The sequence below is a fragment of the Paenibacillus sp. GYB006 genome (assembly GCF_036577645.1).
Lineage (GTDB): Bacteria > Bacillota > Bacilli > Paenibacillales > Paenibacillaceae > Paenibacillus.
In genome coordinates, this window is record NZ_JARBDA010000007.1 from 1 (window position 1) to 22,480 (window position 22,480).

Annotated in this window: 24 protein-coding genes; 4 read left to right on the forward strand and 20 right to left on the reverse strand. The window is 42.6% G+C overall.

Annotation, left to right across the window (positions count from 1 at the left end; genetic code table 11):
- Window positions 1-340: 340 nt before the first annotated feature.
- From PV403_RS16200 to PV403_RS16240, 9 genes are all read right to left on the reverse strand, one after another.
- On the reverse strand, window positions 341-829 hold the full coding sequence (locus PV403_RS16200; RefSeq protein WP_332085277.1) for a nucleoside 2-deoxyribosyltransferase: 489 nt from the start codon (window positions 827-829) through the stop codon (window positions 341-343).
- A gap of 180 nt (window positions 830-1,009) precedes the next feature.
- Complete coding sequence (lysA, locus tag PV403_RS16205) at window positions 1,010-2,341, reverse strand: diaminopimelate decarboxylase (protein ID WP_213529645.1); 1,332 nt, start codon at window positions 2,339-2,341, stop codon at window positions 1,010-1,012.
- 127 nt (window positions 2,342-2,468) lie between these two features.
- Window positions 2,469-4,034, reverse strand: a complete 1,566-nt coding sequence (locus PV403_RS16210; protein WP_213529647.1) for a spore germination protein — start codon at window positions 4,032-4,034, stop codon at window positions 2,469-2,471.
- Between the two features lie 14 nt (window positions 4,035-4,048).
- The gene (locus PV403_RS16215) at window positions 4,049-4,471 is read right to left on the reverse strand and encodes a stage V sporulation protein AB (RefSeq protein ID WP_213529650.1); all 423 of its coding nucleotides are present in this window, start codon (window positions 4,469-4,471) and stop codon (window positions 4,049-4,051) included.
- Window positions 4,468-5,127 carry a stage V sporulation protein AA gene (locus tag PV403_RS16220; RefSeq protein ID WP_213529652.1) on the reverse strand — a complete coding sequence of 220 codons (660 nt, stop codon included), beginning with the start codon at window positions 5,125-5,127 and terminating at the stop codon, window positions 4,468-4,470. Before PV403_RS16220 ends, PV403_RS16215 begins: the two co-directional genes overlap by 4 nt.
- Window positions 5,128-5,346: 219 nt before the next feature.
- The gene (gene sigF, locus PV403_RS16225) at window positions 5,347-6,102 is read right to left on the reverse strand and encodes an RNA polymerase sporulation sigma factor SigF (RefSeq protein ID WP_213529654.1); all 756 of its coding nucleotides are present in this window, start codon (window positions 6,100-6,102) and stop codon (window positions 5,347-5,349) included.
- 11 nt (window positions 6,103-6,113) lie between these two features.
- Window positions 6,114-6,566: an anti-sigma F factor gene (spoIIAB, locus tag PV403_RS16230; protein WP_160033371.1), complete on the reverse strand. Its 453-nt coding sequence runs from the start codon at window positions 6,564-6,566 to the stop codon at window positions 6,114-6,116.
- The gene (spoIIAA, locus tag PV403_RS16235; RefSeq protein WP_213529658.1) at window positions 6,563-6,916 is read right to left on the reverse strand and encodes an anti-sigma F factor antagonist; all 354 of its coding nucleotides are present in this window, start codon (window positions 6,914-6,916) and stop codon (window positions 6,563-6,565) included. The genes spoIIAB and spoIIAA overlap by 4 nt, the downstream gene beginning before the upstream one ends.
- 113 nt (window positions 6,917-7,029) lie before the next feature.
- Window positions 7,030-8,214 (reverse strand): D-alanyl-D-alanine carboxypeptidase family protein, encoded by a 1,185-nt coding sequence (locus tag PV403_RS16240; protein WP_213529660.1) that lies wholly within the window; start codon window positions 8,212-8,214, stop codon window positions 7,030-7,032.
- Between the two features lie 244 nt (window positions 8,215-8,458).
- Between PV403_RS16240 and PV403_RS16245 the strand changes: the two genes are divergently transcribed.
- From PV403_RS16245 to PV403_RS16255, 3 genes are all read left to right on the forward strand, one after another.
- The gene (locus tag PV403_RS16245) at window positions 8,459-8,998 is read left to right on the forward strand and encodes an RNA polymerase sigma factor (RefSeq protein ID WP_213529662.1); all 540 of its coding nucleotides are present in this window, start codon (window positions 8,459-8,461) and stop codon (window positions 8,996-8,998) included.
- Window positions 8,988-10,643 (forward strand): DUF4179 domain-containing protein, encoded by a 1,656-nt coding sequence (locus PV403_RS16250; protein ID WP_332085390.1) that lies wholly within the window; start codon window positions 8,988-8,990, stop codon window positions 10,641-10,643. Before PV403_RS16245 ends, PV403_RS16250 begins: the two co-directional genes overlap by 11 nt.
- 239 nt (window positions 10,644-10,882) lie before the next feature.
- Complete coding sequence (locus PV403_RS16255) at window positions 10,883-11,887, forward strand: cation diffusion facilitator family transporter (protein ID WP_332085280.1); 1,005 nt, start codon at window positions 10,883-10,885, stop codon at window positions 11,885-11,887.
- A gap of 83 nt (window positions 11,888-11,970) precedes the next feature.
- Here the strand turns inward: PV403_RS16255 and PV403_RS16260 are convergent, their stop codons facing one another.
- The 10 genes from PV403_RS16260 to PV403_RS16305 all read right to left on the reverse strand — a co-directional run bounded on the left by PV403_RS16260 (window position 11,971) and on the right by PV403_RS16305 (window position 20,936).
- Window positions 11,971-13,305: a pyrimidine-nucleoside phosphorylase gene (locus PV403_RS16260; protein ID WP_213529667.1), complete on the reverse strand. Its 1,335-nt coding sequence runs from the start codon at window positions 13,303-13,305 to the stop codon at window positions 11,971-11,973.
- A 50-nt stretch (window positions 13,306-13,355) separates the two neighbouring features.
- Window positions 13,356-14,222, reverse strand: a complete 867-nt coding sequence (locus PV403_RS16265) for a purine-nucleoside phosphorylase (protein WP_213529669.1) — start codon at window positions 14,220-14,222, stop codon at window positions 13,356-13,358.
- A gap of 52 nt (window positions 14,223-14,274) precedes the next feature.
- Window positions 14,275-15,099, reverse strand: a complete 825-nt coding sequence (locus tag PV403_RS16270; protein WP_213529671.1) for a purine-nucleoside phosphorylase — start codon at window positions 15,097-15,099, stop codon at window positions 14,275-14,277.
- A 17-nt stretch (window positions 15,100-15,116) separates the two neighbouring features.
- The gene (deoB, locus tag PV403_RS16275; RefSeq protein WP_332085281.1) at window positions 15,117-16,310 is read right to left on the reverse strand and encodes a phosphopentomutase; all 1,194 of its coding nucleotides are present in this window, start codon (window positions 16,308-16,310) and stop codon (window positions 15,117-15,119) included.
- Window positions 16,311-16,373: 63 nt separating this feature from the next.
- On the reverse strand, window positions 16,374-17,279 hold the full coding sequence (gene xerD, locus PV403_RS16280) for a site-specific tyrosine recombinase XerD (RefSeq protein ID WP_213529675.1): 906 nt from the start codon (window positions 17,277-17,279) through the stop codon (window positions 16,374-16,376).
- Between the two features lie 54 nt (window positions 17,280-17,333).
- Complete coding sequence (locus PV403_RS16285) at window positions 17,334-17,576, reverse strand: DUF4227 family protein (RefSeq protein ID WP_191799186.1); 243 nt, start codon at window positions 17,574-17,576, stop codon at window positions 17,334-17,336.
- 265 nt (window positions 17,577-17,841) lie between these two features.
- Window positions 17,842-18,303 carry a ferric iron uptake transcriptional regulator gene (fur, locus tag PV403_RS16290; RefSeq protein WP_213529680.1) on the reverse strand — a complete coding sequence of 154 codons (462 nt, stop codon included), beginning with the start codon at window positions 18,301-18,303 and terminating at the stop codon, window positions 17,842-17,844.
- Between the two features lie 119 nt (window positions 18,304-18,422).
- Window positions 18,423-19,049, reverse strand: a complete 627-nt coding sequence (gene spoIIM / locus PV403_RS16295; RefSeq protein ID WP_332085282.1) for a stage II sporulation protein M — start codon at window positions 19,047-19,049, stop codon at window positions 18,423-18,425.
- 77 nt (window positions 19,050-19,126) lie between these two features.
- On the reverse strand, window positions 19,127-20,335 hold the full coding sequence (locus tag PV403_RS16300) for an endonuclease Q family protein (RefSeq protein WP_332085284.1): 1,209 nt from the start codon (window positions 20,333-20,335) through the stop codon (window positions 19,127-19,129).
- Window position 20,336: 1 nt separating this feature from the next.
- Complete coding sequence (locus tag PV403_RS16305) at window positions 20,337-20,936, reverse strand: NUDIX hydrolase (protein WP_332085285.1); 600 nt, start codon at window positions 20,934-20,936, stop codon at window positions 20,337-20,339.
- Window positions 20,937-21,035: 99 nt separating this feature from the next.
- Here PV403_RS16305 and PV403_RS16310 point away from each other — a divergent pair, with 99 nt between their 5' ends.
- The gene (locus PV403_RS16310; protein ID WP_213529689.1) at window positions 21,036-21,200 is read left to right on the forward strand and encodes a Z-ring formation inhibitor MciZ; all 165 of its coding nucleotides are present in this window, start codon (window positions 21,036-21,038) and stop codon (window positions 21,198-21,200) included.
- 83 nt (window positions 21,201-21,283) lie between these two features.
- Here the strand turns inward: PV403_RS16310 and PV403_RS16315 are convergent, their stop codons facing one another.
- Entirely contained in the window at window positions 21,284-22,420 is a 1,137-nt protein-coding gene (locus tag PV403_RS16315; protein ID WP_332085286.1) for a M20/M25/M40 family metallo-hydrolase, read from the reverse strand.
- Window positions 22,421-22,480: the final 60 nt, after the last annotated feature.

Below are 22,480 nucleotides of genomic sequence, written 5' to 3' on the forward strand. Positions count from 1 at the left end.
TGGTATTTGCACATCCACTTTGTGTGAGCTAGGCTGTAGCTCTTGTTTGCCATCTAAGACCATTCCTTTCTTTGAGCCTGAACATCTCAATTCTATCGGAATGGTCTTAGTGGTCAAACCTTTGATTCCTCCACCCGCATAGCGGGTGGTTTTTTGTTTCGCGCGTTTCACGCACTCAACTGGCTAAAGCCATAATAAAAAAGAGAGCCTAACAGCTCCCTTGAGTAAGAAAAAGAAGAACCATGCCCTTTACCTACTTCTATTACCTATACATTGCAGGAGGCTAATACCTAGCTTCCTTGCAACGTTAGGGCTAATGGTGTGAACAACATTGGCATTATTACATTACATCTCCAGTGAAAGGCATCTTAGGCATGTTGATAAAGTTATAATCCGCAACTGCCTCAGCAGATTCCAGGTAAGCATGACAACTTTGGCTAATCATCAAGTTAACAACACCTGACTTTTCATGAATAATAATAACAGGCTTACCTTTAGCAATTGCATATCCAATCTCAAAGGCTGTACCACTGTCAACATGTCCATGTCTTGCACCATGCAGCTCAGTCTCTCCTTCATAATCAATCACTGCAACTACAACATCAGCCCAATCAACATGCTTAACATCATTACGGTAAACTGCATCTGCCCACTCTGCTGTATACATGGTTAGATGTGTTAGCTGCTCAAGTCTTGGAGAGAAGTACTCTCCTACATAAGGATTACTCTCCAGTGCTTTCTCAACTCTCTGCACTCTGTCTACTTGTTCCTCATTAAAAAACGGACTAGCAAGGTATACCTTAACTTTATTCATTTCTTGTTTCATCATTATCAATCTCCTCTGTTATCGTAATTATTTTAATTTGTTATCATACCCAAAGCAATACGCTAAAGTTTTCATCTCTTAACTCTACCTGTAATCTCAGGTAAACCTGTTCATTTAAAGGTGTGACAAGCACATAATACAAAAAAAGAGAGCTTTTCAGCTCTCTCTAATGATCCACCTGAACTATGAATTCACCGTTTGCTTATTCATACGTGCGGGAATTAGATCGTTTCGAACGATATCTTCGTGGCTCTCTCTACGAACAACCAAATCGCTTTGTCCATCCTGTACAAAAACAACAGCGGGTCGGCGGATCCGGTTATAATTGCTTGCCATTGAATAGTTATAGGCACCCGTACAAGCTACAGCTAAGAGATCTCCTGTTTCCACTTTTGGCAGCGCCAAATCCCATATCAGCATATCTCCACTCTCACAAGCTTTCCCTGCAATGGATACCGTCTCGGCTGCGGGTTCGTTCGCCCGGTTAGCAAGCATAGCTTCATACTGGGATTCATATAATGCAGGACGTGGATTATCTGACATTCCGCCATCGACAGCAACATATTTACGAACACCAGGAATATCTTTACTTGTACCTACTGTATACAGTGTAGTTCCTGCTTCCCCGACAAGACTGCGACCTGGTTCCACCCAGATTTCAGGGAGTTCTTCTCCAATACCGGCAAAATGATTTTTAACACCATCCGTTATCGCTTTAACGTACTGTGATACTTCTAAAGGTGTATCTCCCTCTACATAACGGATTCCAAATCCACCGCCAAGATTAACTACCTGGAATGTAAGTCCAAGCTTCTCCTTTACTTCTCTGGCAAATCCAGCTACACGCTCTACTGCCATCTGGAAACCTTCCACTTCGAAGATCTGAGAACCAATATGAGAATGTACTCCAAGGAGCTGTAAATGAGACTGCTTACTTGCCAGTTCAATGGCTTCAAAAGCAGATCCATTACCGATATCAAATCCAAATTTTGAATCCGTTTGTCCTGTAGAAATATATTCATGTGTATGTGCTTCAACACCAGGAGTAATCCGCAGCAAAATTTTCACGGTTTGATTCTTCTCTGCTGCCATGGCTTGCAAGAGATGAATCTCAGTAAAGTTATCTACCACAAAACAACCAATCTTTGCATCCAGTGCCATTTCAATTTCGTCAGGTGTTTTATTGTTTCCATGGAAATGAATACGTTCTGCCGGGAAACCCGCTTGCATTGCGGTATAAAGTTCTCCATCTGAAACCACATCCAGAGAAAGACCTTCCTGTTCCACAAGCGTGCACATTGCTTTTACACTGAAAGCTTTGCTTGCATAGGCTACTTGAAAGGTGAGTCCTGATGCTTTGAATGCATCCATATACTCTCTTGCACGCTGACGAATCAATTGCTCGTCTACGATGTATAGCGGTGTTCCATATTCTTTTTTAAGTTCAACCGTATCGCAGCCACCGATTTCAAGATGACCTAAAGCATTAATTTTGCTAGTACCGTGTAAATACATTATTGGCAATTCCTCGCTTTTCCTGGAATGATTCCATCTAATTTTACATCAGTATAGCAGAATTTGGCTTTACGTATATATGGATTAATCGGCACATCATTTGTATTTTAATTCACACTGCTAAACCTTACTTTTTCTTCACCGGTTGCCGTGTATTATCTCGCGGCTTATTGAATGATGGTCTCTTTTTAGATTTGAGCAGCGGCGAACGTATAAATGTTTCCATCATAGCCTTTGCATTAAAAGGTATAAATGGCCACAGATACGCTGAATTATAAGAACGATGGAGGACAAGCATCAAAATAATGACGGTTGTTCCTATAATAAGTCCCGGAACTTTGAATGCAGCAACGAGAACAAGTAAAATGAGCCTGATCATTCGGTTCGCAAGACCGAGTTCATAACTTGGTGTAGCAAACATCCCTATTGCTGCAACTGCCATGTAAAGTAGGACTTCATTAACAAAAAGGCCTGTTTTTACCGCGACGTCTCCAATGAGAATTGCAGCAATCAGCCCCATCGCTGAGGCCAGCGGAGTAGGAGTATGTACAGCTGCCATCCGCATCAGATCGATCCCTAGTTCAACAATCAGAAATTGCATAATGATCGGCAGTTTCACATTTTCTTGGGGACCAATAAACTCCATTCCCTCTGGTTTCAAACTGGGCTCAATAACAAATAACATCCATAGAGGAAGCAAGAATAAAGAGGCAAAGATCCCTAAAAAACGAACTAACCGCAAATAGGTTCCCATAAATGGAGTTTGTCTGTTCTCTTCGGCGTGCTGACATAGATCAAAGTAGGTCGTAGGCATAATCATAACGCTCGGAGATGTATCTACGAAAACCACAATCCTGCCCTCCAGCAAGTGCGAAGATACCGTATCAGGCCGTTCCGAGTATCGAACTAAGGGATAGGGATTCCATCCTTTATTAATAATGGCTTCTTCTAGCTGTTTATCTGCTAGCGGAATACCGTCAATGTCTATCTTTTCAATCTTTTTACGGATACTGTCTACCTGAACTTTATCAACAATGTCATCAATGTAGGCAATACATACATCTGTTTTCGTCCTGCGTCCAACTTGGAGCAGTTCTAGCTTGAGTCCTGGGTCACGCAGTCTTCTGCGGACGAGAGCAACGTTACTAAGGAGCGTTTCTGTAAATCCATCTCTTGATCCGCGGACCACTTTTTCTAGTGACGGTTCCTCGGGATTACGAGCCGGATAACTTCGGGTATCGATGACGAGTGCTGTTTCTTCCCCCTCAATAAAGAATGCACTCATTCCGCTCATAACCTGAATAAAGATTTTACTAAGCTCTGTATATTTTGTTACTTGGATATGAGGAATGTAATACTCAAAAAAATCTTCTGCGGCATCCACGTTCATTCCTCTTGGATTGACATAGGATAACCTCTCTAATATTTCCGTTAGAACAACGTCTTTTGAAAGACCTGTAACGAATAATAATCCCGTATGTCTTCCTCCAAAAGTCATCTCCCGGAAGTTAATATCAAAACTTTCTCCAAGTCCCATCACATACTTAAACGTTTCCTTGAGCTTATCAAATTCAGGAAGCACGGTATCTTTGCCCTGCCAGTAAATAATGGACTCCTCGATCGAATCTGACTCCTCATTCTGCTGTTTCTTTTTGAGTTCCGCTTCTTTCATTTTATCTTTATCTTCCGGCATAATCAGGTCCTCCTTTATTTATCAAATACAAACCAATCAAATAATGAACCTGCTACTTTTCCAAAAACCATAGCCATGAGTAATCCAAATAGGTACGGTTTCATTCCCAGCCTTTTCGCTAAGATAGGAAGTACATTGAGCACTTCGGTTAATGCAGCTGCAAGCAGTCCAATAAATACACCGCATAGTAACCCCACAAAAATAGCTGCAATCGGCAATAATTTTATTTTCAAATGCCAAAAATCAGCTACCGTTCCGATCAGAGAGCCGGATATCATTGCAACTTCATATGCATGTGCCTTGTTGTATGATCGAGTCAATTGTGCGAGACGCGGAATGATATCCAGTACGATAAACAGGGCTATCACACCACTCCCGACCGCAATACCACTGGCGACACCGAGGAACATAATTATGACGCCATCAAGTACAGTCATGGCGAATCCCTGCCGCTAAAGTTATCTGCGCTGATCGTGGATTTAATTCGTTCGTATTCCTCACTGATTGCGTATTGGTCTACATTCTGTTGATATAGATACATTTCCACTTCTAGCGGGGTAGGCTCATCGTTCCATTTTTTCTTAAATAAGTGATTAAAAAACACAGCCATACCAAAGCCGATCCCGATGGAGTAAGCAATCTGAAACATGTAAGGATTCTCATCCCTATATCCAGTAAGCATCTCAACAACACGAACATGAACCTCTTTCATATTAACGTCAGCGTGAAAATTCATAATCGTCAGAGCTGATCCAAAAAACAGCAAAAGCCAAACCAAAATGAAAAGAGATTTGGAAGGAGGCTTCTCATGGGGCAGCAATTCGACCAAGGTATGGCTGCTCCCAAGCGTCTCCACCTGAGCCCTCGGAACAACTTGTTTAATCCGCGCAATAAGAGGAAGCACATCGACAAGTAACAATGTCCCATCCTTCTTTTCCGTATGTACCAGAACGGTTTCCCGCAATTTATTCTCATACTCTGGCGGATCACTCAAAATATTAGCAACATGCTTAATTTGGAGTGTACTGCCCATCTTTATTTTAATTCGGCTGTGCAGCCGAACATACACTACAGGAGTGGATGTTCCATTCATCCTGACGTCACTCCTTATACTGCGAAATTAGACATAGTATGGAGATTTAGACTCTTATTTATTCCATCAATCAGGAATGTAATTCGGTTCTTAGAAAATCACATCACAAAAAGACCCCATCCTAAACATAGGATAGGGTCTATTCTTATTCACTTATTATCGTTGTTACATGAATTTACTATTCGCTTACATACACAAATCAGTGTCTTCTTGCGCCAGTTACTGCGCAATCTGATCACGAATGACCTGAAGGATTTTCTTCTCTAATCTGGATACTTGCACTTGAGAAATACCAAGTCTTGTAGCTACTTCGGACTGAGTCTGATCCCGATAATATCTGAGATACACAATCAGGCGTTCTCGCTCAGACAAGTTTCCAATCGCTTCGTTCAGCGCGAGTTTATCAAACCAGCGCTCCTGAGATTCGTCAGCAATCTGATCCATTAAGGTAATCGGATCCCCATCATTCTCAAATACGGTCTCATGAATGGAAGTTGGAGGCTTGTTTGCCTCCTGTGCGAAAACTACTTCCTCTGGTGTAATCTCCAAGGCCTCTGCCACTTCTTTAATTGTCGGCAACCGGTCTAAATATTTAGAGAGTTCGTCTTTCTTTTTACGAACTTTGTTCGCTGTCTCCTTAAGTGACCGGCTTACCTTGATGGTTCCATCATCTCTTAGGAACCTTTGAATTTCGCCAATGATCATTGGCACTGCATACGTAGAGAACTTGACGTCGTAGCTGAGATCAAATTTATCTACAGATTTCAGCAGCCCGATGCAGCCGATCTGAAACAGATCCTCAGGCTCGTATCCTCGGTTCATAAACCGCTGTACGACGGACCACACAAGACGTATGTTACAATTGACAAGCGTGTCTCTGGCCACATTGTCCCCGCTTTGGGAGAGAGCAATGAGGCGTTTGACTTCCGCATCTTCTAGATACGTGTGTGTTTTATGTTTCGTTTCTGCTTCCATAGGTCCAACCCCTAATTATACAGTGCTTTCTTGGATTCTATCCTCTTCTTCATGAGGATTGAAGTCCCGCGTCCAAGCTCGCTTGACACTTCAAATTCGTCCATGAAGTTTTCCATAATCGTAAAGCCCATCCCTGAACGTTCCAGCTCCGGTTTAGAAGTATAAAGCGGCTGCTTAGCCATTTCGAGATCCTCTATTCCGTGTCCGTTATCTTCAATAACCAGGGTAATGGTATCGTTAAGGATCTCAGCCCTAATCGTAACTACACCGCTCTCATCACTGTGATAACCATGGATAATACTATTGGTTACCGCTTCCGATACCACTGTCTTCAGATCACTCAGTTCATCCATCGTTGGATCAAGTTGTGAAATAAAGGCAGCAACTGCCACGCGAGCAAAAGATTCATTTTCCGACTTTGCAGAGAACTGCAAGTTCATAAAATTCGATTGTCCTGGTTTCATGAAACTACCTCCAGACCCGAGAGGGCACTTCCCTCATTATCAAAAACCGGCATTATTTTGAACAAGCCCGACATATCAAGCAAACGGTGAACCGCTGGATTAGCGCCTGAAATCACCATTTTCCCGCCTTTATGATGGATCAGTTTATAGCGTCCTAGAATTACACCGAGACCCGAACTGTCCATAAACTGAAGATCTTGTAAACTAAGTACGAGATGCTTGCACTGTTGCTTCTGAATCGCTTCATCCATCTGCATACGAACGACATCTGCCGTGTGATGATCTAGCTCTCCTGTAAGCCGGACAATGAGTACCCCGCGATCGTGCTCCATGTTCACTTGCAAATTCATGCTTGCTCACTCTCCTCCCTGTCATAGCCAACCATTTCTACATCTGTAAAATGGTTTCCTGCCCCCCGACAAAACTAGAAGAAAACTCTCATGAATCTACAAAAGTACTTTTTTTAGCGAAAAAGATCAGAGGTAGTCCGTTTAAACAGCTTCCAGAAACCTGCTTTCTCCACATCCACCGCTGCCTTAATCTCAAATTCTTTCAATACCTTGTTATCTTGTGAAACAATTAATTTTCCTAAAACCTGACCTTTGGCAATAGGAGCTTTAATCTCTGCTGGAATGGTCAGCTGCTGAGTCGTTTCATCCGATGCTCCTCTTTTCATGAGGACGCTGTAAGGTGTGTCGGCAATGATTTCAATCTCTTTGATGTTCCCTTTTTCTATCTGCACTTTGCCTATAACGTCACCTTTTTTATAGATGGTTTTCATCATATACTGAGAAAATGCGTAATCCATCATGTTAGAAACTTCACTGTTTCTTGTTTTTGTATTCGGTTCGCCAAGTACCACAGCTACCACCCGCATGCCGTCTTTTACAGCGGTTGCAGACAAACAGAATTTAGCTTCTGATGTATAACCTGTTTTGAGACCATCGGCCCCCGGATAGAACCGCACCAGTTTATTCGTATTCACGAGCCAAAATGGTTTTTCGGAATCTTTACGCAAGTGGTCCTGATAGGCTCCTGTATATTTCGTAACGTCTTTATGTTTCAACAATTCCCTGCTCATGATCGCAATATCATGTGCAGATGAATAATGGTTATCAACAGGCAGCCCGTTACAGTTTGCGAAATGAGTATCGTTCATCCCAAGTTCTTTAGCACGTTTATTCATCAATTCAACAAATGCCGCTTCCGTCCCTGCCAGCTTCTCTGCCATGGCCACGGATGCATCATTACCTGAAGCCATAGCGATTCCTTTGAGCATATCATCTACCGTCATTTCTTCTCCAGCTTCAAGGAAGATTTGTGACCCGCCCATCGATGCAGCATATTCACTTGTCCGCACTTTATCGGTCCATTTCAATTTTCCAGCATCAATTGCTTCGACGACCAATAACATCGTCATGATTTTGGTAATACTCGCTGGAGGAAGTTTCTCATGTCCATTTTTTTCATAGATAATGGTCCCTGTGTCTGCGTCAAGCAGTACCGCCGAAATTGCATTTTCCGCAAGTTCAACGGGAGGTATTACATTATTTTGCTCTTTAATCGGCTCCTCGGCTGTTGCGGTACCTGGAACAATAATGGCGCATGTCAACAAAAGAGCGGTTAGTAATTTTATCCTTTTTTTCATAAGTACCTTATCCTCCTCTTCGATCTATTGAGTTAACTGATGTGTGGCGTCATACTGCTATACATTCTCGTCAGGAAAATTGGGAATTATTCCATTATCTGAGATAAAATAATAATTCGACTTTGATTATTCGTTTTAATAAGACCTACATAATGAATTGGAAGAATGATAATTAACGGTAAAATGAACCTTTTTTGCAGCTTATTTGTTTTATATACATCAGCAGGCGAAAGGAGTGACGGCCATGACAGAACGTGAACTATTCAATACCTACAATAAAGAGATTTATCGAACCTGTTATTTTCTGCTTCAGAATGCACAAGATGCCGAAGACGCATGCCACGATGTTTTCGTTACCGTTTTCCAACGAGACTTCCGAAAAGTAGTTTATTTAAAGGCTTGGCTCATGCGAATTACTACAAATCATTGCTTGAATCTACTCAAAAAAAGTCGAAAGAAAAGAGAAAAACAACTGCAAATTTGGCATCTTTATGAGGAAGCAAGAACCTCTGCAAAAGCACTGGAAACGATTGTCGAGGAAAAATCTACTGCAGCCGATTGGCAAAAGTTATTTAAAGAGCTCCCGGACAAGCTTCTTGTGGTGATTACGCTTAGGTATGTTAACGATCTGACAACAACAGAGATTGCAAATGTTCTTCATATCCCTGTCGGAACGGTGAAATCGAGACTGCATAAAGCTTTAAAGATCATGAGAAACAAACTGCAAGAAGAAGACTTCTACTATCTGAAGGGAGAGAATCCTATTGAAGCCTATGGAAGATGAAAAGATTAGAGAAGCGATAAAGAAAGCTCCTTCTGTCACTTATCCGGATTTTGACCTGATGTGGAATAAGATTGAACAAAACAAAGAATGGCAACAAGGTTCAAAAATGAGGTGGTTTCAACGTAATAATCTAAGCAAAGCAGCAGTGATTACCGGGATCTCTGCAGTTATGATCTCAACTCCTGTATATGCAGCCATTCATTATAATTGGACAGATGTACTTTCTCATAAGGCGGGCATTCATTCGGTATGGGAACAGGGTCTTGGACAAACGATTGACCAGTCTGTTAGTAATCATGGAATTACACTTACGGTCGATACGGCTTTTTCCGATGAAAACAGAACTGTACTCTTGTACACACTGAATCCAGGTACATCTTATAAAGAGGAAACTTTGAGTTACGACAAAGTCGAGCTACTCAATTCAGATGGGCAGATAATCCCAGGTAATTACTATCAAAGATGGAATGCGGAGATCGGTAAATATCAGGGTTATTTTGAAACCGATTATGTTTTGAATCATAAGAGAGAAAATCTTCGTTTTTCGATTACGAATGTAGTCCTTACAGAAAAAACAGAGGTACCTCTCTCCTATAATCCAGCAAATCAGGAGACACAAACGTTTGAGGTCAAGAAAGATGGGATTAGCACCGTTAGGATTGAGACTTTTGAACAGTCCGAAAAAGATACCCTTTTAAATACTACTGTTCATTTTGAAGGGCTTGATCAGCCTCAGCGGGAGCGTACCTGGACTACCTTTAATGTACTGGATACTAATAATAGTATCGTTAGAGGATCAAAAAACGTATACGGTATACCAGGCGCTAGCTCGGAGGAAACCGTATCTGAACAAATCTATACCAAAAAGCAGCTTATTGCTGATGGAACTCATTTCACTCTCTCTTATGAACGGGAGACAGGACGTACATCAGGCGAATGGGGAATGGATCTGACCTTGTCTAAATCCGAATTAGAAAACAGTACAATCAGAGAAAAGTTAGACCTGCCTGTACCTGAAATGCTGGAAGGCAGCAAAATTACGGAGATGATCGTAACTCCATCCGAAGTTCGTTTAATCATCACCAATCAAGAAAAATATGCTCATTTACCATTTATCGATTACGAGCTTGAAATCGGTGAAAAACAATTAACTGGCGGTATCAATTATCATACAAATCCATCCAAAAAAACGGAGCTTCGTTTTGAAATGATGCATATGGATCTTACCTCTCTTCACGAACAGCCTATCTCTCTTACGGCTAAGAAACGTGTAGACGAGCATAAAGGAAGTGAAAAGACGTCTATCCGACTTTCCAATATCTCAACCAAACCACAGCATCTTCAAACGAAATACGGCGGATATACGGTAGATTGGACTTATTATCTAAAAGATGAGCAGCTATATGTAGAGTCCAGCAGCCAGGATCCTACTTTTGGAGGAATCAATCAAACCTATTATTATGACGGTAAAGAAAAGATTTATGGAAAACCGGTCATTGTGAACTTTAGAGGTGAAGGAAACAATAAAAGTATGGATGTTTATGAAAATTTCGCGCCGGATCAATTAGATATCTTTGTTTACATGTATACTGTAGATCATTTGAATGAAAAAATAACGATACCGATCAATTTGAAAGATCAATAACTTACTAAAGATATCAGGGTGTCCCTGGTATCTTTTTTGTTATACTCTTTTTAATGGTCAGTTTAAAACCCTCTCAAAGGCAGGCTTCAACGCGGGTAAGTATGGGGTAATATCAAGTATCAAGTCACTTGTCTTGTTTCATAGAATAAGGAATAGAAGGTACAGTATACGAGGACAATAATTCATTTGAGAATGGACTCTAGATCACATCTTTGTTATTTACATGGAGGCAATGAAAAATGAAAGAACATCAGCATACACAAGACCATAAAAATAATCATTCCCATCGTCATGAAGACCACCACCACCACCACCATAACCATGACCATGACCACGGACATTCTCATGGCGGCGGTGGAGGTCACACTCACATCCATACAAACAATAAAAAGGCGCTCTTCCTTTCCTTTTTACTGATTACGGCATTTATGATTGTCGAAGTCATCGGCGGTCTGTATACGGGCAGTTTGGCTCTTCTTGCAGACGCAGGACATATGCTTAGCGATGCGATCGCAATGGGACTTGCCTTATTTGCCTTTAAGATTGGAGAAAAAGCCGCCAGCTCATCCAAAACATATGGGTATAAACGCTTTGAAATCTTGGCCGCTTTTCTGAATGGCTTAACCTTGCTGATCATTTCCATTACGATTGTATGGGAAGCAGTTCAGCGATTCTCTGCTCCGCCGGAAATAGCCAGCAGCGGTATGTTAGCTGTAGCAGTCATCGGTCTTATTATTAATATTGTTGTAGCCTTTATCCTGATGTCGGGCGGCGATGTGAAAGGAAATTTGAATTTACGAGGTGCTTTCCTGCATGTCATAGGCGATCTGCTTGGCTCGATTGGAGCCATTATAGCCGGTCTGCTCATAATATTTTTTGGATGGTCTATTGCTGATCCAATCGCGAGCTTAATCGTTGCCGTGCTGATCCTAATCAGCGGGTACCGAATTACTAAAGATGCTGTTCATGTTCTAATGGAAGGAAAACCTGATTTTATTGACCTTGATGATGTTCGTGAAGAGCTTTTGAAAATTCCTTCGGTTATCAGCCTTCATGACCTTCATAGCTGGTCTATTACATCTGACTTTCCGGCCCTTACCGTTCATTTAGTAGTCTCTGGAGAGGCGAACCGAGATGAACTGCTGATCGAAGTAAAATCATTGCTAGAACAAAAGTTTCATATCTCCCACTCCACGATTCAAATGGAAAGTGAAAAACTACCCATAGAAGAGCCTTGTAATTAAAAACGAAAAAAGAAGCAGATATCCTTTTACGGACTTCTGCTTCTTTTTGGTGTCTGATAGCGATCTATACGGCCTTATCGAAGCTATACGAATCGCTCTACGCCATGTTTTGTAACAAGTGCATATATTAAGGGTTGTTTAGGTACGGCAGCATCTGTAATGCTGTAAGCCTGTTTCAGCTTATTCTCCGCCTCCTGTACCTTTGATTCACTTGCTTCATTGATGTGCATAACGGCAAGAGTATCTCCTGCTTTTACTTCATCGCTGACTTTTTTCATAAGGGTAACGCCGACTCCGTAATCAATAACAGATTCCTTTGTCTCGCGCCCTGCACCAAGCAGCATGGCAGCAATACCGATCGCTTCTGCTTCGATACTCGCCACATAACCGCTTGTATCTGCTTTCACCTCGAGTGTACGGCTCGCTCCAGGAAGTTTGCTTAGATCATCTATTTGTCCTACATCTCCATGCTGGGCAGCAACCATTTGTTTCAGTTTATCAAAAGCCGCTCCGCTTTTCAGCAGTTCTTCAAGCACAACACGTGCTTCTTCTACGGTCTTTGCTTTTCCGCCCAGTACCAACATATGCGATGCCAAAATAAGACTGACTTCCTGAAGATCTTCCGGTCCGTTTCCTTGCAAGGTTTCAACTGCTTCCTTGATCTCCAGCGCATTACCAATGCCAAAACCAAGCGGCTGATCCATATCGCTGATTACAGCAACGGTATCGCGACCAACATGAGTTCCGATATCAACCATCGCTTCTGCAAGACGAATCGAATCATCCAGTGTTTTCATAAAAGCTCCGCTGCCTGTCTTCACGTCCAGTACAATCGCATCAGCGCCTGCGGCGATCTTCTTGCTCATGACTGAACTTGCAATCAGTGGAATAGAGTTAACCGTCGAAGTGACATCCCTGAGAGCATATAACTTTTTGTCTGCAGGGGCCATATTTCCACTCTGACCAATAACCGCTGCTCCCACTTCATTCACTTGACTCAGAAACTCGTCTCTAGTGAGCTCAATAGTAAAGCCTGAGATCGATTCTAACTTGTCTAGGGTACCACCGGTATGACCTAATCCTCGGCCTGACATCTTAGCTACAGGAACACCTGCCGCGGCAACAAGCGGAGCAAGTACAATCGTTGTTTTGTCTCCTACGCCCCCCGTAGAATGTTTGTCTACTTTGATGCCCTGAATCGGGGATAGATCCACTTGATCTCCTGACTTCGCCATTTCCATCGTAAGATGACCTGTCTCCTGTGCCGTCATACCCTGGAAATAAACCGCCATAGCCCAAGCCGACATCTGATAATCCGGTATCTCACCGCGGCTGTAACCCTGGATTAGAAACGTAATTTCTTCTGCTGACAACTCATGCCCATCGCGCTTCTTCTGTATTATATCCACAGCTCTCATATGCTTGACCACACCTTATTACCGTATTTAAAAAGTCAGTAAATCTTTGATTACACTTCACGAACAAAAGCACGTACAAGACCAATAAATTTCGGTTTGGTTCGATTTGCAACAGCAACTACTTGCTCATGAGTCAGAGGTTCTAGTTCTTCTCCAATTGCCATATCCGTAATACAAGAAATGCCCAGTACACGTAGACCCGCATGTCTTGCCGCAATCACTTCACCTACGGTAGACATCCCAATTGCATCTCCCCCAAGAAGAGCAAACATGGTTGATTCTTTCGGTGTTGAATACGTTGGGCCGCTGATACCGCAGTATACCCCTTCCTGCAATTCCAAATGCGTACCGTCCTCACCTTTAATTTCTTTCGAAAGTTTTTTGGCAAGAGCACGATATTCTGGATCATAGGCAGCAGACATATCAGGGAATCGAACGCCAAGTTTCGAATCATTTGGACCAATCAGGGGATTCGCTCCCGTCATATTGAGGTGATCTGTAATTAACATTAGATCTCCTGCTTTAAATCCCCGATTCATACCGCCTGCTGCATTCGTCAGCATCAGCGTTTCTACACCGATCTGTGCCATCACATAAACAGGAAGAACAACAGTACGCATATCATAACCTTCATAGTAATGAAAACGTCCTTGCATAATCACTACATCTTTTCCTTCAAGCTGTCCAATAACAAACCGGCCCGCATGTCCTGCAACGGTCGATTCAGGAAAATGAGGAACTTCGTTATACGGAATATAGACTGCATCTTCAATCTGGTCACCCAAGTCACCGAGTCCGGAACCTAAAACCAGGCCAATCTTAGGAGCATACTTGCCTAATTTTTGTTTGATATAAGCTGCAGCTTCTTCAATGCGAGCACCGTAATCTTTTGTCAGATTACCTGTAGTTTGAGACATGTTTGTCATTCCCCTTTAGTTAAAAATTATGTTGCTATGATCCTTACCATATCTACATTTGTGGAATAAGCGACATGACCAGGTTCAAAAATTTTTCTTTTACCATTTCGGCTGTTTCCATGACTTCCTCATGAGATAACGGCTGCTCAAGAATACCTGCAGCCATATTTGTAATGCATGAGATACCGAGCACTTCAATTCCTGCATGACGAGCTACAATGACTTCAGCTACCGTAGACATTCCTACTGCATCCGCGCCTAGTGTCCGTAACATAACGATTTCAGCCGGTGTCTCATAGTTAGGACCAAGAAGACCAGCATATACACCTTCCTTCATCGCAAAACCTTGTTTCTCCGCCGTTTCTTTAGCAAGCTTCCGGAGTCTGAGACTATACGCTTCAGACATATCAGGGAAACGCACTCCAAAATCATCATGATTGGGTCCGATCAGCGGATTGCGGCCTGTCATATTGAGATGATCTGATATAATCATCAGATCTCCAGGCGTATAAGACGTGTTAACGCCTCCTGCTGCGTTTGTTACAAGCATCTTTTGAACACCGATCGCTTTCATCACTCGAACCGGAAAGGCGGTTACTTCAGGACCATAACCTTCATACATATGGAAACGGCCTTTCATCATCACTACAGGACGCCCCTGAATGGTTCCAATCAATAATTCCCCAACATGACCTTCTACAGTGGAAACCGGAAAATGTGGAATATCTTCATAAGGAATTGCGATAGCATCTTCAATCAGTTCAGCAAGAATGCCGAGTCCTGAGCCAAGAATAAGCCCGATTTCAGGAATAATGTTCGTTTTTGATTGGATATAAGTTGCTGCTTCCCCTACGCTGCTTCGCGCTAGCTGTGTCATAAACTTGGTTGTCCCCCTTAAATAAGTTCCCTTAAAAAACTCTCCCCATGCAGTGGAGCTGTCGTACCGAAATTATCAGCAATCGTCGCACCCAGATCGGAATACGTATCTCTTACGCCGATGCTTTTTCCTGGTGTTTGTAAAGATGGACTATAGATCAGCACCGGTACATACTCTCTCGTATGATCCGTTCCTGCATGTACAGGATCATTACCATGGTCAGCAGAGATGATCAGCAGATCATCAGGACCGATGCGCTCCATAATCTCTGGCAAAGCTTTATCAAATACTTCAAGAGCACCTGCATAGCCTTCCGGGTCTCTACGGTGACCGTACAAGGAATCAAACTCTACTAAATTCGTAAACAAAAGTCCATTAAAATCCTTGCCTAATTGCTCAATAGTTAGTTCAATACCATGTTCATTGCTCTTAGACGGATAAGAAGCGGTTACCCCTTCTCCATCGAAAATGTCATTAATCTTTCCTACTGCGATCACATCATAGCCAGAAGTTTGCAGAGAGTTCATTACCGTTGGCTCTGGCGGTTTTACTGCGTAATCGTGCCGGTTAGGCGTTCTTTTGAAAGAACCTGGTTGTCCCACATAAGGACGAGCAATTACACGCCCTACAGAGTGTTCAGGAGCAAGCGTAAGTTTACGAGCAATCCGGCAAGCTTTAAATAACTCCTCTACCGGAATAATGTCTTCATGCGCAGCAATTTGGAATACACTGTCTGCGGATGTGTATACAATCCAAGCGCCTGTCTTCATTTGCTCTTCACCGTACTCCTCAAGCACTTCCGTACCGGAAGCCGGTTTATTACAAAGAACCTTACGGCCTGTCTGTTTTTCGAATTCAGTAATTAAATCTTGCGGGAAGCCGGCAGGATATGTATTAAACGGAGTTTCAATTTTGAGCCCCATTAGTTCCCAGTGTCCGGTCATTGTATCTTTACCTGCAGATACTTCTTTCATCTTTCCATAGTACCCTGCCGGTGCTTCAGCAGGAGACAAAGGAGGAATAGAAGCAATATTTCCAAGCCCTAATTTTTGCATGTTGGGAAGCTTTGTACCCGGAACTCGTTCCAAAATATGACCTAGTGTATGAGCACCTGCATCACCAAACTTAGGCGCATCTGGTTGTTCTCCAATTCCTACACTATCCAGCACTATGAAACAAATCCGTTTAAACCGTGATTCTCTGCTTGTCATGATGTATTGCCCCTTCCCTAATTCGAAAATTTATCTGAATATACATATAGTGCTGGAAATCCATCAGGCACGGGGATGATAATGATCATACACATCTTTCATATTGCGTTTGACCACTTGATTGTAAATCTGAGTAGTCGAGATATCAGCATGTCCCATCATTTCCTGCACTGATCTTAAATCAGCACCATTCTCCAGCAAATGTGCAGCAAAAGAATGTCTAAGCGTATGCGGTGTAATTCCTTCGCCAGCGAGACCCGCTTCTTCTGCGTACTTTTTTATCATTTTCCATATGCCTTGCCGTGTTAACCGGCTACCATTCGTATTTACAAACAAAGCTTGTTCCTCAGTATGTTCCCTTAGTAGTTTGCTGCGAGCCGACTCCAGATATTCAGTCGTTGCCCTGGCCGCAATCCCTGTCACAGGTATTACCCTTTCTTTCGCACTGTCTCTTCCCGTCCGAACATACTTGAGCTGGGTATTTAGGTCCTCTACGTTTAGATGAACAAGCTCTGAAACTTTAATTCCCGTCGCATATAAAAGCTCTAGCATAGCTTTGTCCCTAAGCCCCGAAGGCACAGAGGGATCCGGAATGCTGAGAAGCCTGTCCACTTCTGAAATAGAAAGGATTTTAGGCGGGTTTTTCTCTGTTTTAGGTGAATCCAGATGATAGGTCGGATCTTTAGAAACCAGGCCTTTAAACATAAGATAATGAAAAAAAGAACGAAGGGAAACGACATTTCGGGCAATGGTTGAAGCCGCCTTCCCTTCTTTTTTAAGATAGGATAAATACAGTACAATATGTGTACGTGTAATCTCAGACGCTTCCACATCCGCATCCATATGCTGTTCTCTATTCATATACCCAATAAATTGTTCAATATCACGTTTGTACGACTCAAGCGTACTGACAGAAGACCCTTTATCCTCCTGCAAATAATCCATGTAGGGCTGCACATACTTCCTCATCGTTTTCCTTACAGCTCCTTACCTTTGAATTTTTAAGTTAACAAGGCCACACTTCTATTCACCATACCAATAAAAAAAACGAAGACGATTCATTAAGTTTGTTTTCTCGGCTGCAAGCTGAATTCCTTCTTCGGGATGAAATACTTTCAGTGCATTCCCCTCAGGAATCTTATAATGATCCACAGGAGTGATCCAGTTTGAGAATAAATCGAACACATTATAAAACATATAAACAAGGGCAGCAAAGATGATAAATAAACGAACCATGCGAAGCCATTTACGAAGTGAAAATACCATAAGTTTCTTCCGCCTTTCCTAAAGTCATAATGTTGTCCTATATAGGGTTTGGGTAGTATTCCCCGATGACAATTTGGCTATGATTCAGCCTATGAAACTGTCAACCCGACTATGACCACCTTTAGGCTGGCGTAAAGAGGAAGTTATCGATATTCTATATTCAATGTACTATGAAATTCATTCCTGTTATTACCTATACGTGAACATGCTAAAAAAGCTCCCCCGAACTTGACTCGGTGAGAGCTTGCTCATGCTTGTCTTTATATCAGTTCTTCGGTTTCTGATCGTTCTTGTCTTTGCAACGATAACAGATTCCTTGAAAATCAAGTCTGTGATCTAGAACCGTAAAATTAAACTCACGCTCTAATCTTTCTTCAAGCGGCCCAAGCCAATCTTCTCGTATTTCGTCCATACTGCCGCATTGAACGCATATCAAATGGTGATGATGGTGCTTGCTTGTGTCACCGCGTAAATCATAACGGGCTACTCCGTCACCAAAATTTATCTTCTCAACGACATGCAGCTCACTGAGCAGTTCCAGGGTTCGATATACGGTTGCCAGACCGATTTCGGGAGCTTTTTCCTTAACCAACATGAACACATCTTCTGCGCTCAAATGGTCTTCTTCATTCTCTAGCAAGACTCGAACTGTCGCTTCCCGTTGGGGCGTTAGTTTGTAGCCTTGAGATTGTAACTGTTGTTTTATCTTGTCGATCCGTGCTTCCATATTATCCCTCCCCCTCGGAAATCACTGCATCGTGTACGTAAACCCACTTGTTTATTATAGGGTCACTTACGAAATAAAGTCAACAGTATCAGGGTTTTAAGGGAGATTTGGTCCCAGGTTTAAACCTTAATAAATAATGGGGTTACCCACTGCATTAACACAGGAGTTACAAAGGTCTCAAAGGAAGAGATTCCGACCATAAGCAGGGCCATTGCCAGGGTTAATGTAATGTAACTGGTGAGCGGTCTTTTTAGACTTTGGTTTCGCTGCATAAAAAAACGACTGCGAATCATATGAAGCGAAAAGGTAATTGCTGCCACACTGCTAATCATCAGGACAGGGATTAAAAACAAATTATGAGGAGCGATAGACAGCAAGGCGAGCAGCAACCCTTTCCAGGAATACTGAGCAACCAAATATCCAACAGAAAACCCGATTAGCACCCCTTTTAAAAAGTCCAAAACCAGAATACCTGGAAGACCGATGACGGATAAACCAAGAATGAAGATAAGCCCAATCCACTTCAAATGAAGCATGGTAATGTCAAAAAAAGAATGAGATTCATCTACATTTCCTTGATGGATACTGACAAAAAAATTATCCAAATAACCCGCAAGATCCTGCTGCTGATCCAGGGTTAGTGCTCCTACCATTAATGCACCGAAAATAACCCCGACCAGAAATAATACAGCAACAAAAACATAAAGTGGAGTTTGGTCTCTAAATGTATGTTTGAGAAATGGCATGGCGAGAGGTCGTCCCCTTTCTGGTTACATACCCTACTCTATGAATTTCTCTCTCATTCTATGACCCGAACCTGAATTCATGTTCTCGAAACTTTGCCGTAGGTTCCTCCGCCGCCAGAGTTCAGCAGCAGTTCACCGCTTCTGGCCATAATAATGTACCTCGCAAGTTCATCTCCAACAACATTACATAAATCAGCTTCTTCCGTACGATGCAGGATTGCCATTTCACTTCCGAAAGCTTCAAGTAATAAACGCAGTTTCACTTTGCCAAGTCCCGGAATAAATTCCAGTGGTACTTGATATTGATAAGCAGGCCGCCCAGGTGGAATATAAGACTCTTCACGATCCGCAATGGTTAAAATTCGATCAAGTACACCTTGAATCAATTTGGTGCTTCCACAATAAGGGCAGCGCTCCCCAGTGACCTTGGTTTCATCGAGAATACTGTTACATGCGGCGCAGTAAGTACGGTGATATTTACCAAGCAGCGGATTCAAACCATAATTCGCTTCGATCCGGCGGCCGTCTTTATTTTGTAAAGCATAACAAAACTCATCAAATGAAGGCTCTGAAAGCCGTAGACTATTGTACTCTCTTCCGATTTTGCCAAGGGAATGGGCATCCGAATTTGTCAAAAAGGGGATATGATCCAGTTCGCTGATATAACCCGCCATTTCTGAATCTGCACTAAGTCCAAGTTCGATGGCTGTTACGTCAGCTACATCTAAAATTTCCTCCATCCGGTATACACTGCTTCCATAAATGCCTTTATGGGGCGTAAACACATGAGCAGGGATAAACAGTCCACCACGGCGTACAATTTCCTTTTGAAGTTCCTTTAAAGGAACGTACACTCGCTGCGAACTAAGATTCACATTTTTCATAAAAGGGGTAATCCAGGCGGTAAAAGATTCCATGTCTGACAACGTCCGAAAATAAGCAAGGAAATGGGATTCTTTTCGTCCAGGTTCCCTCACTTCAAGCTCTGTCCCGAGTAAAATCACCGTATTCTGATACGCGATGCCTCCGCCCGGTATTTCTCTCATCTCACCAGATTCGAGTGCTTCTCTAATATCACGCTGTACTACAGGAGCGTGGGCGTCAATAATACCGATCAGTTCAATTCCTTTGCGGGTTGCCGCTTCTTTTGCAATGTTAAGAAAAGTTAGATTCCGGCTGCCGCTGATTTTCACCGCTTCTCCTCTGTTTGTTCTGCCAATATGAATATGGAGATCTGCATAGAACGTACGGAGCGATGGAGCACTGTCAGAAACTTGCTGATTCATCTTACAGCTTCCCTGTCAGCTGATATAAGTGCCATGCGTAGACTGCAAGAATCGTCTTGGCATCGCTGATCCGTCCTTCTTTAATCAGTGAATAAGCTTCATCCAAAGTGACCTCCGATACTTCGAGAAACTCATCTTCATCTAGTTCCATCTCGCCCGCTTCGAGCTCTTCAGCCATGTATAGATAGATAACCTCATCAGCAAAACCAGGGGAGGTGTAAAAAGCAGGGAGTGGCACAAGGGATTTTGCACGGTACCCCGTTTCTTCTCTCAGCTCTCTTTTTGCCGCTTCCTCAGGGTCTTCGCCTGGGTCCAGCTTACCTGCCGGGATTTCTAGCTCGGTCCTTCCTAGCGCCTGTCTATACTGATCGACAACCAGCATACGATCTCCTCGAACTGCCAGAACAGCAACTGCTCCCGGGTGTCTAATAATTTCTCTTGTTCCGGTCTGACCATTCGGTAAGGTTACGGTATCCAAGTGAAGAGAAACCACTTTCCCCTCAAATATAGTCTCTGTGGATACGGTTGTTTCCACTAAAGCCGGATTCGAATCCGGATGATTAAGTTTTGGATGCTTTTGACGAATAATCGATTCCTTCATAGTTAAACCTCCTCATAAATATAAGCAAACAATAAGTATTAAATTAGACTTCTTGGGCATACGGTGTATTATACGACTTTATTTAGGAGTGAGCCCCTGATGAAAAGCTATAAAACCCATGAATCGCTATATATGACCGGACAGGCACACCAGATTATGAATACGCTCAGACACTGGTTGTCAGATTACGGACCAGATATGCAGGTCATCGACCTCATTCGAAAGCCTCAACATGTATTACCCTTCATTCGAAATAGTAAATAAAAAAACTGTTTCCAATTTTTCATTTACAAAAAAGGTCTGGTGCGTACGCATGCCCAGACCTTTTTATATGCTGTTTTTTTATATTACAATTTTGCTGATTCTTTCACGATCGATACAACGACACGCGCCGCATCCACCAGACTGCTTACTTTTATTCGCTCATTTGTCGTATGAATATCTTCATACCCGAGGGCAAGGTTCACGGTTGGAATACCAAAACCATTGAATATATTCGCATCGCTTCCGCCGCCGGAAGGGAATGTTTTTGGTGTTAGACCCGCACTTGTAATCGCACGTGCTGCCAGTTTTACAACCTCATCTTCATCCGTTAATTTAAAAGCAGGATAAGCGATATCACTTTCAAACTCAGCTTTTGCCCCATACTGCTCGCAAGTAGCCTGCAGCGCGTTTCTCATGTGATCAACTTGATTTTCCACTTTACTTTGAACAATACTCCGTGCTTCAGCCAAAATTTCAGCATAGTCACATACGACATTCAGTGGTCCCGCTCCAGAGAAACTTCCAATGTTCGCTGTTGTTTCGTGGTCAACACGTCCCAGTTTCATCGCCGCAATTGCTTTGGCAGCAACTTGAATCGCGCTGATTCCATCTTCCGGATTCACGCCAGCGTGAGCCGATTTACCCATAATCTTCATTGTAATTTGTGCTCTCGCTGGAGCTGCAACACAGATTCCGCCAACTTCACCGTTAGAATCAAGTGCAAATCCGAATTCTGCGTCAATATCCTCTGCCTTCATCGCTCTTGCCCCAATTAGTCCCGATTCTTCACCTACCGTAATTACAAACTGAATCTGACCATGAGGAATGTTATTCTCCTCTATTACACGAATTGCTTCAAAAAGAGCAGCGATACCTGCTTTGTCATCCGCACCTAAAATCGTTGTCCCATCACTGCGAATAAATCCATCTTCGGAGATCTGTGGTTTGATTCCTTCGCCTGGAGCGACGGTATCCATATGACAAGTAAAGAACAGTTTTGGAGCCTGATCCGCACCTTGTGCTTTCCAAGTGACAATCAAGTTACCTGCGCCGTGTCCTGTTTCTTCTTTTGTGTCATCTTCCTTTACTTCAAGTCCAAGCTCCGTAAACTTTGTTTTAAGTACTTCGCAAATTTGCTGTTCATATTGGGTTACACTATCGATCTTTACAAGATCCATAAATTCCTTTGTTATCCGTTCTTGATTAATCATGGTTATCATCCCTTCTAGTTAGACTTTTCACTATGCTATGGATACGTTACAATAGATTATAATTATGGT

Bases quoted from the DNA above. Each gene is read 5' to 3' on its own strand.
- lysA (WP_213529645.1), bottom strand. From the start codon at position 2,341: ATGTATTTACACGGTACTAGCAAAATTAATGCTTTAGGTCATCTTGAA.
- PV403_RS16265 (WP_213529669.1), bottom strand. From the start codon at position 14,222: ATGTCTCAAACTACAGGTAATCTGACAAAAGATTACGGTGCTCGCATT.
- PV403_RS16250 (WP_332085390.1), top strand. From the start codon at position 8,988: ATGGAAGATGAAAAGATTAGAGAAGCGATAAAGAAAGCTCCTTCTGTC.
- spoIIAB (WP_160033371.1), bottom strand. From the start codon at position 6,566: ATGAAACCAGGACAATCGAATTTTATGAACTTGCAGTTCTCTGCAAAG.
- sigF (WP_213529654.1), bottom strand. From the start codon at position 6,102: ATGGAAGCAGAAACGAAACATAAAACACACACGTATCTAGAAGATGCG.
- spoIIAA (WP_213529658.1), bottom strand. From the start codon at position 6,916: ATGAATTTGCAAGTGAACATGGAGCACGATCGCGGGGTACTCATTGTC.
- deoB (WP_332085281.1), bottom strand. From the start codon at position 16,310: ATGACAAGCAGAGAATCACGGTTTAAACGGATTTGTTTCATAGTGCTG.
- fur (WP_213529680.1), bottom strand. From the start codon at position 18,303: ATGGAAGCACGGATCGACAAGATAAAACAACAGTTACAATCTCAAGGC.
- PV403_RS16285 (WP_191799186.1), bottom strand. From the start codon at position 17,576: ATGGTATTTTCACTTCGTAAATGGCTTCGCATGGTTCGTTTATTTATC.
- PV403_RS16255 (WP_332085280.1), top strand. From the start codon at position 10,883: ATGAAAGAACATCAGCATACACAAGACCATAAAAATAATCATTCCCAT.
- PV403_RS16200 (WP_332085277.1), bottom strand. From the start codon at position 829: ATGATGAAACAAGAAATGAATAAAGTTAAGGTATACCTTGCTAGTCCG.
- PV403_RS16305 (WP_332085285.1), bottom strand. From the start codon at position 20,936: ATGAAGGAATCGATTATTCGTCAAAAGCATCCAAAACTTAATCATCCG.
- PV403_RS16260 (WP_213529667.1), bottom strand. From the start codon at position 13,305: ATGAGAGCTGTGGATATAATACAGAAGAAGCGCGATGGGCATGAGTTG.
- PV403_RS16315 (WP_332085286.1), bottom strand. From the start codon at position 22,420: ATGATAACCATGATTAATCAAGAACGGATAACAAAGGAATTTATGGAT.
- xerD (WP_213529675.1), bottom strand. From the start codon at position 17,279: ATGAGGAAGTATGTGCAGCCCTACATGGATTATTTGCAGGAGGATAAA.
- PV403_RS16310 (WP_213529689.1), top strand. From the start codon at position 21,036: ATGAAAAGCTATAAAACCCATGAATCGCTATATATGACCGGACAGGCA.
- PV403_RS16215 (WP_213529650.1), bottom strand. From the start codon at position 4,471: ATGACTGTACTTGATGGCGTCATAATTATGTTCCTCGGTGTCGCCAGT.
- PV403_RS16210 (WP_213529647.1), bottom strand. From the start codon at position 4,034: ATGCCGGAAGATAAAGATAAAATGAAAGAAGCGGAACTCAAAAAGAAA.
- spoIIM (WP_332085282.1), bottom strand. From the start codon at position 19,049: ATGCCATTTCTCAAACATACATTTAGAGACCAAACTCCACTTTATGTT.
- PV403_RS16220 (WP_213529652.1), bottom strand. From the start codon at position 5,127: ATGAATGGAACATCCACTCCTGTAGTGTATGTTCGGCTGCACAGCCGA.
- PV403_RS16300 (WP_332085284.1), bottom strand. From the start codon at position 20,335: ATGAATCAGCAAGTTTCTGACAGTGCTCCATCGCTCCGTACGTTCTAT.
- PV403_RS16270 (WP_213529671.1), bottom strand. From the start codon at position 15,099: ATGACACAGCTAGCGCGAAGCAGCGTAGGGGAAGCAGCAACTTATATC.
- PV403_RS16245 (WP_213529662.1), top strand. From the start codon at position 8,459: ATGACAGAACGTGAACTATTCAATACCTACAATAAAGAGATTTATCGA.
- PV403_RS16240 (WP_213529660.1), bottom strand. From the start codon at position 8,214: ATGAAAAAAAGGATAAAATTACTAACCGCTCTTTTGTTGACATGCGCC.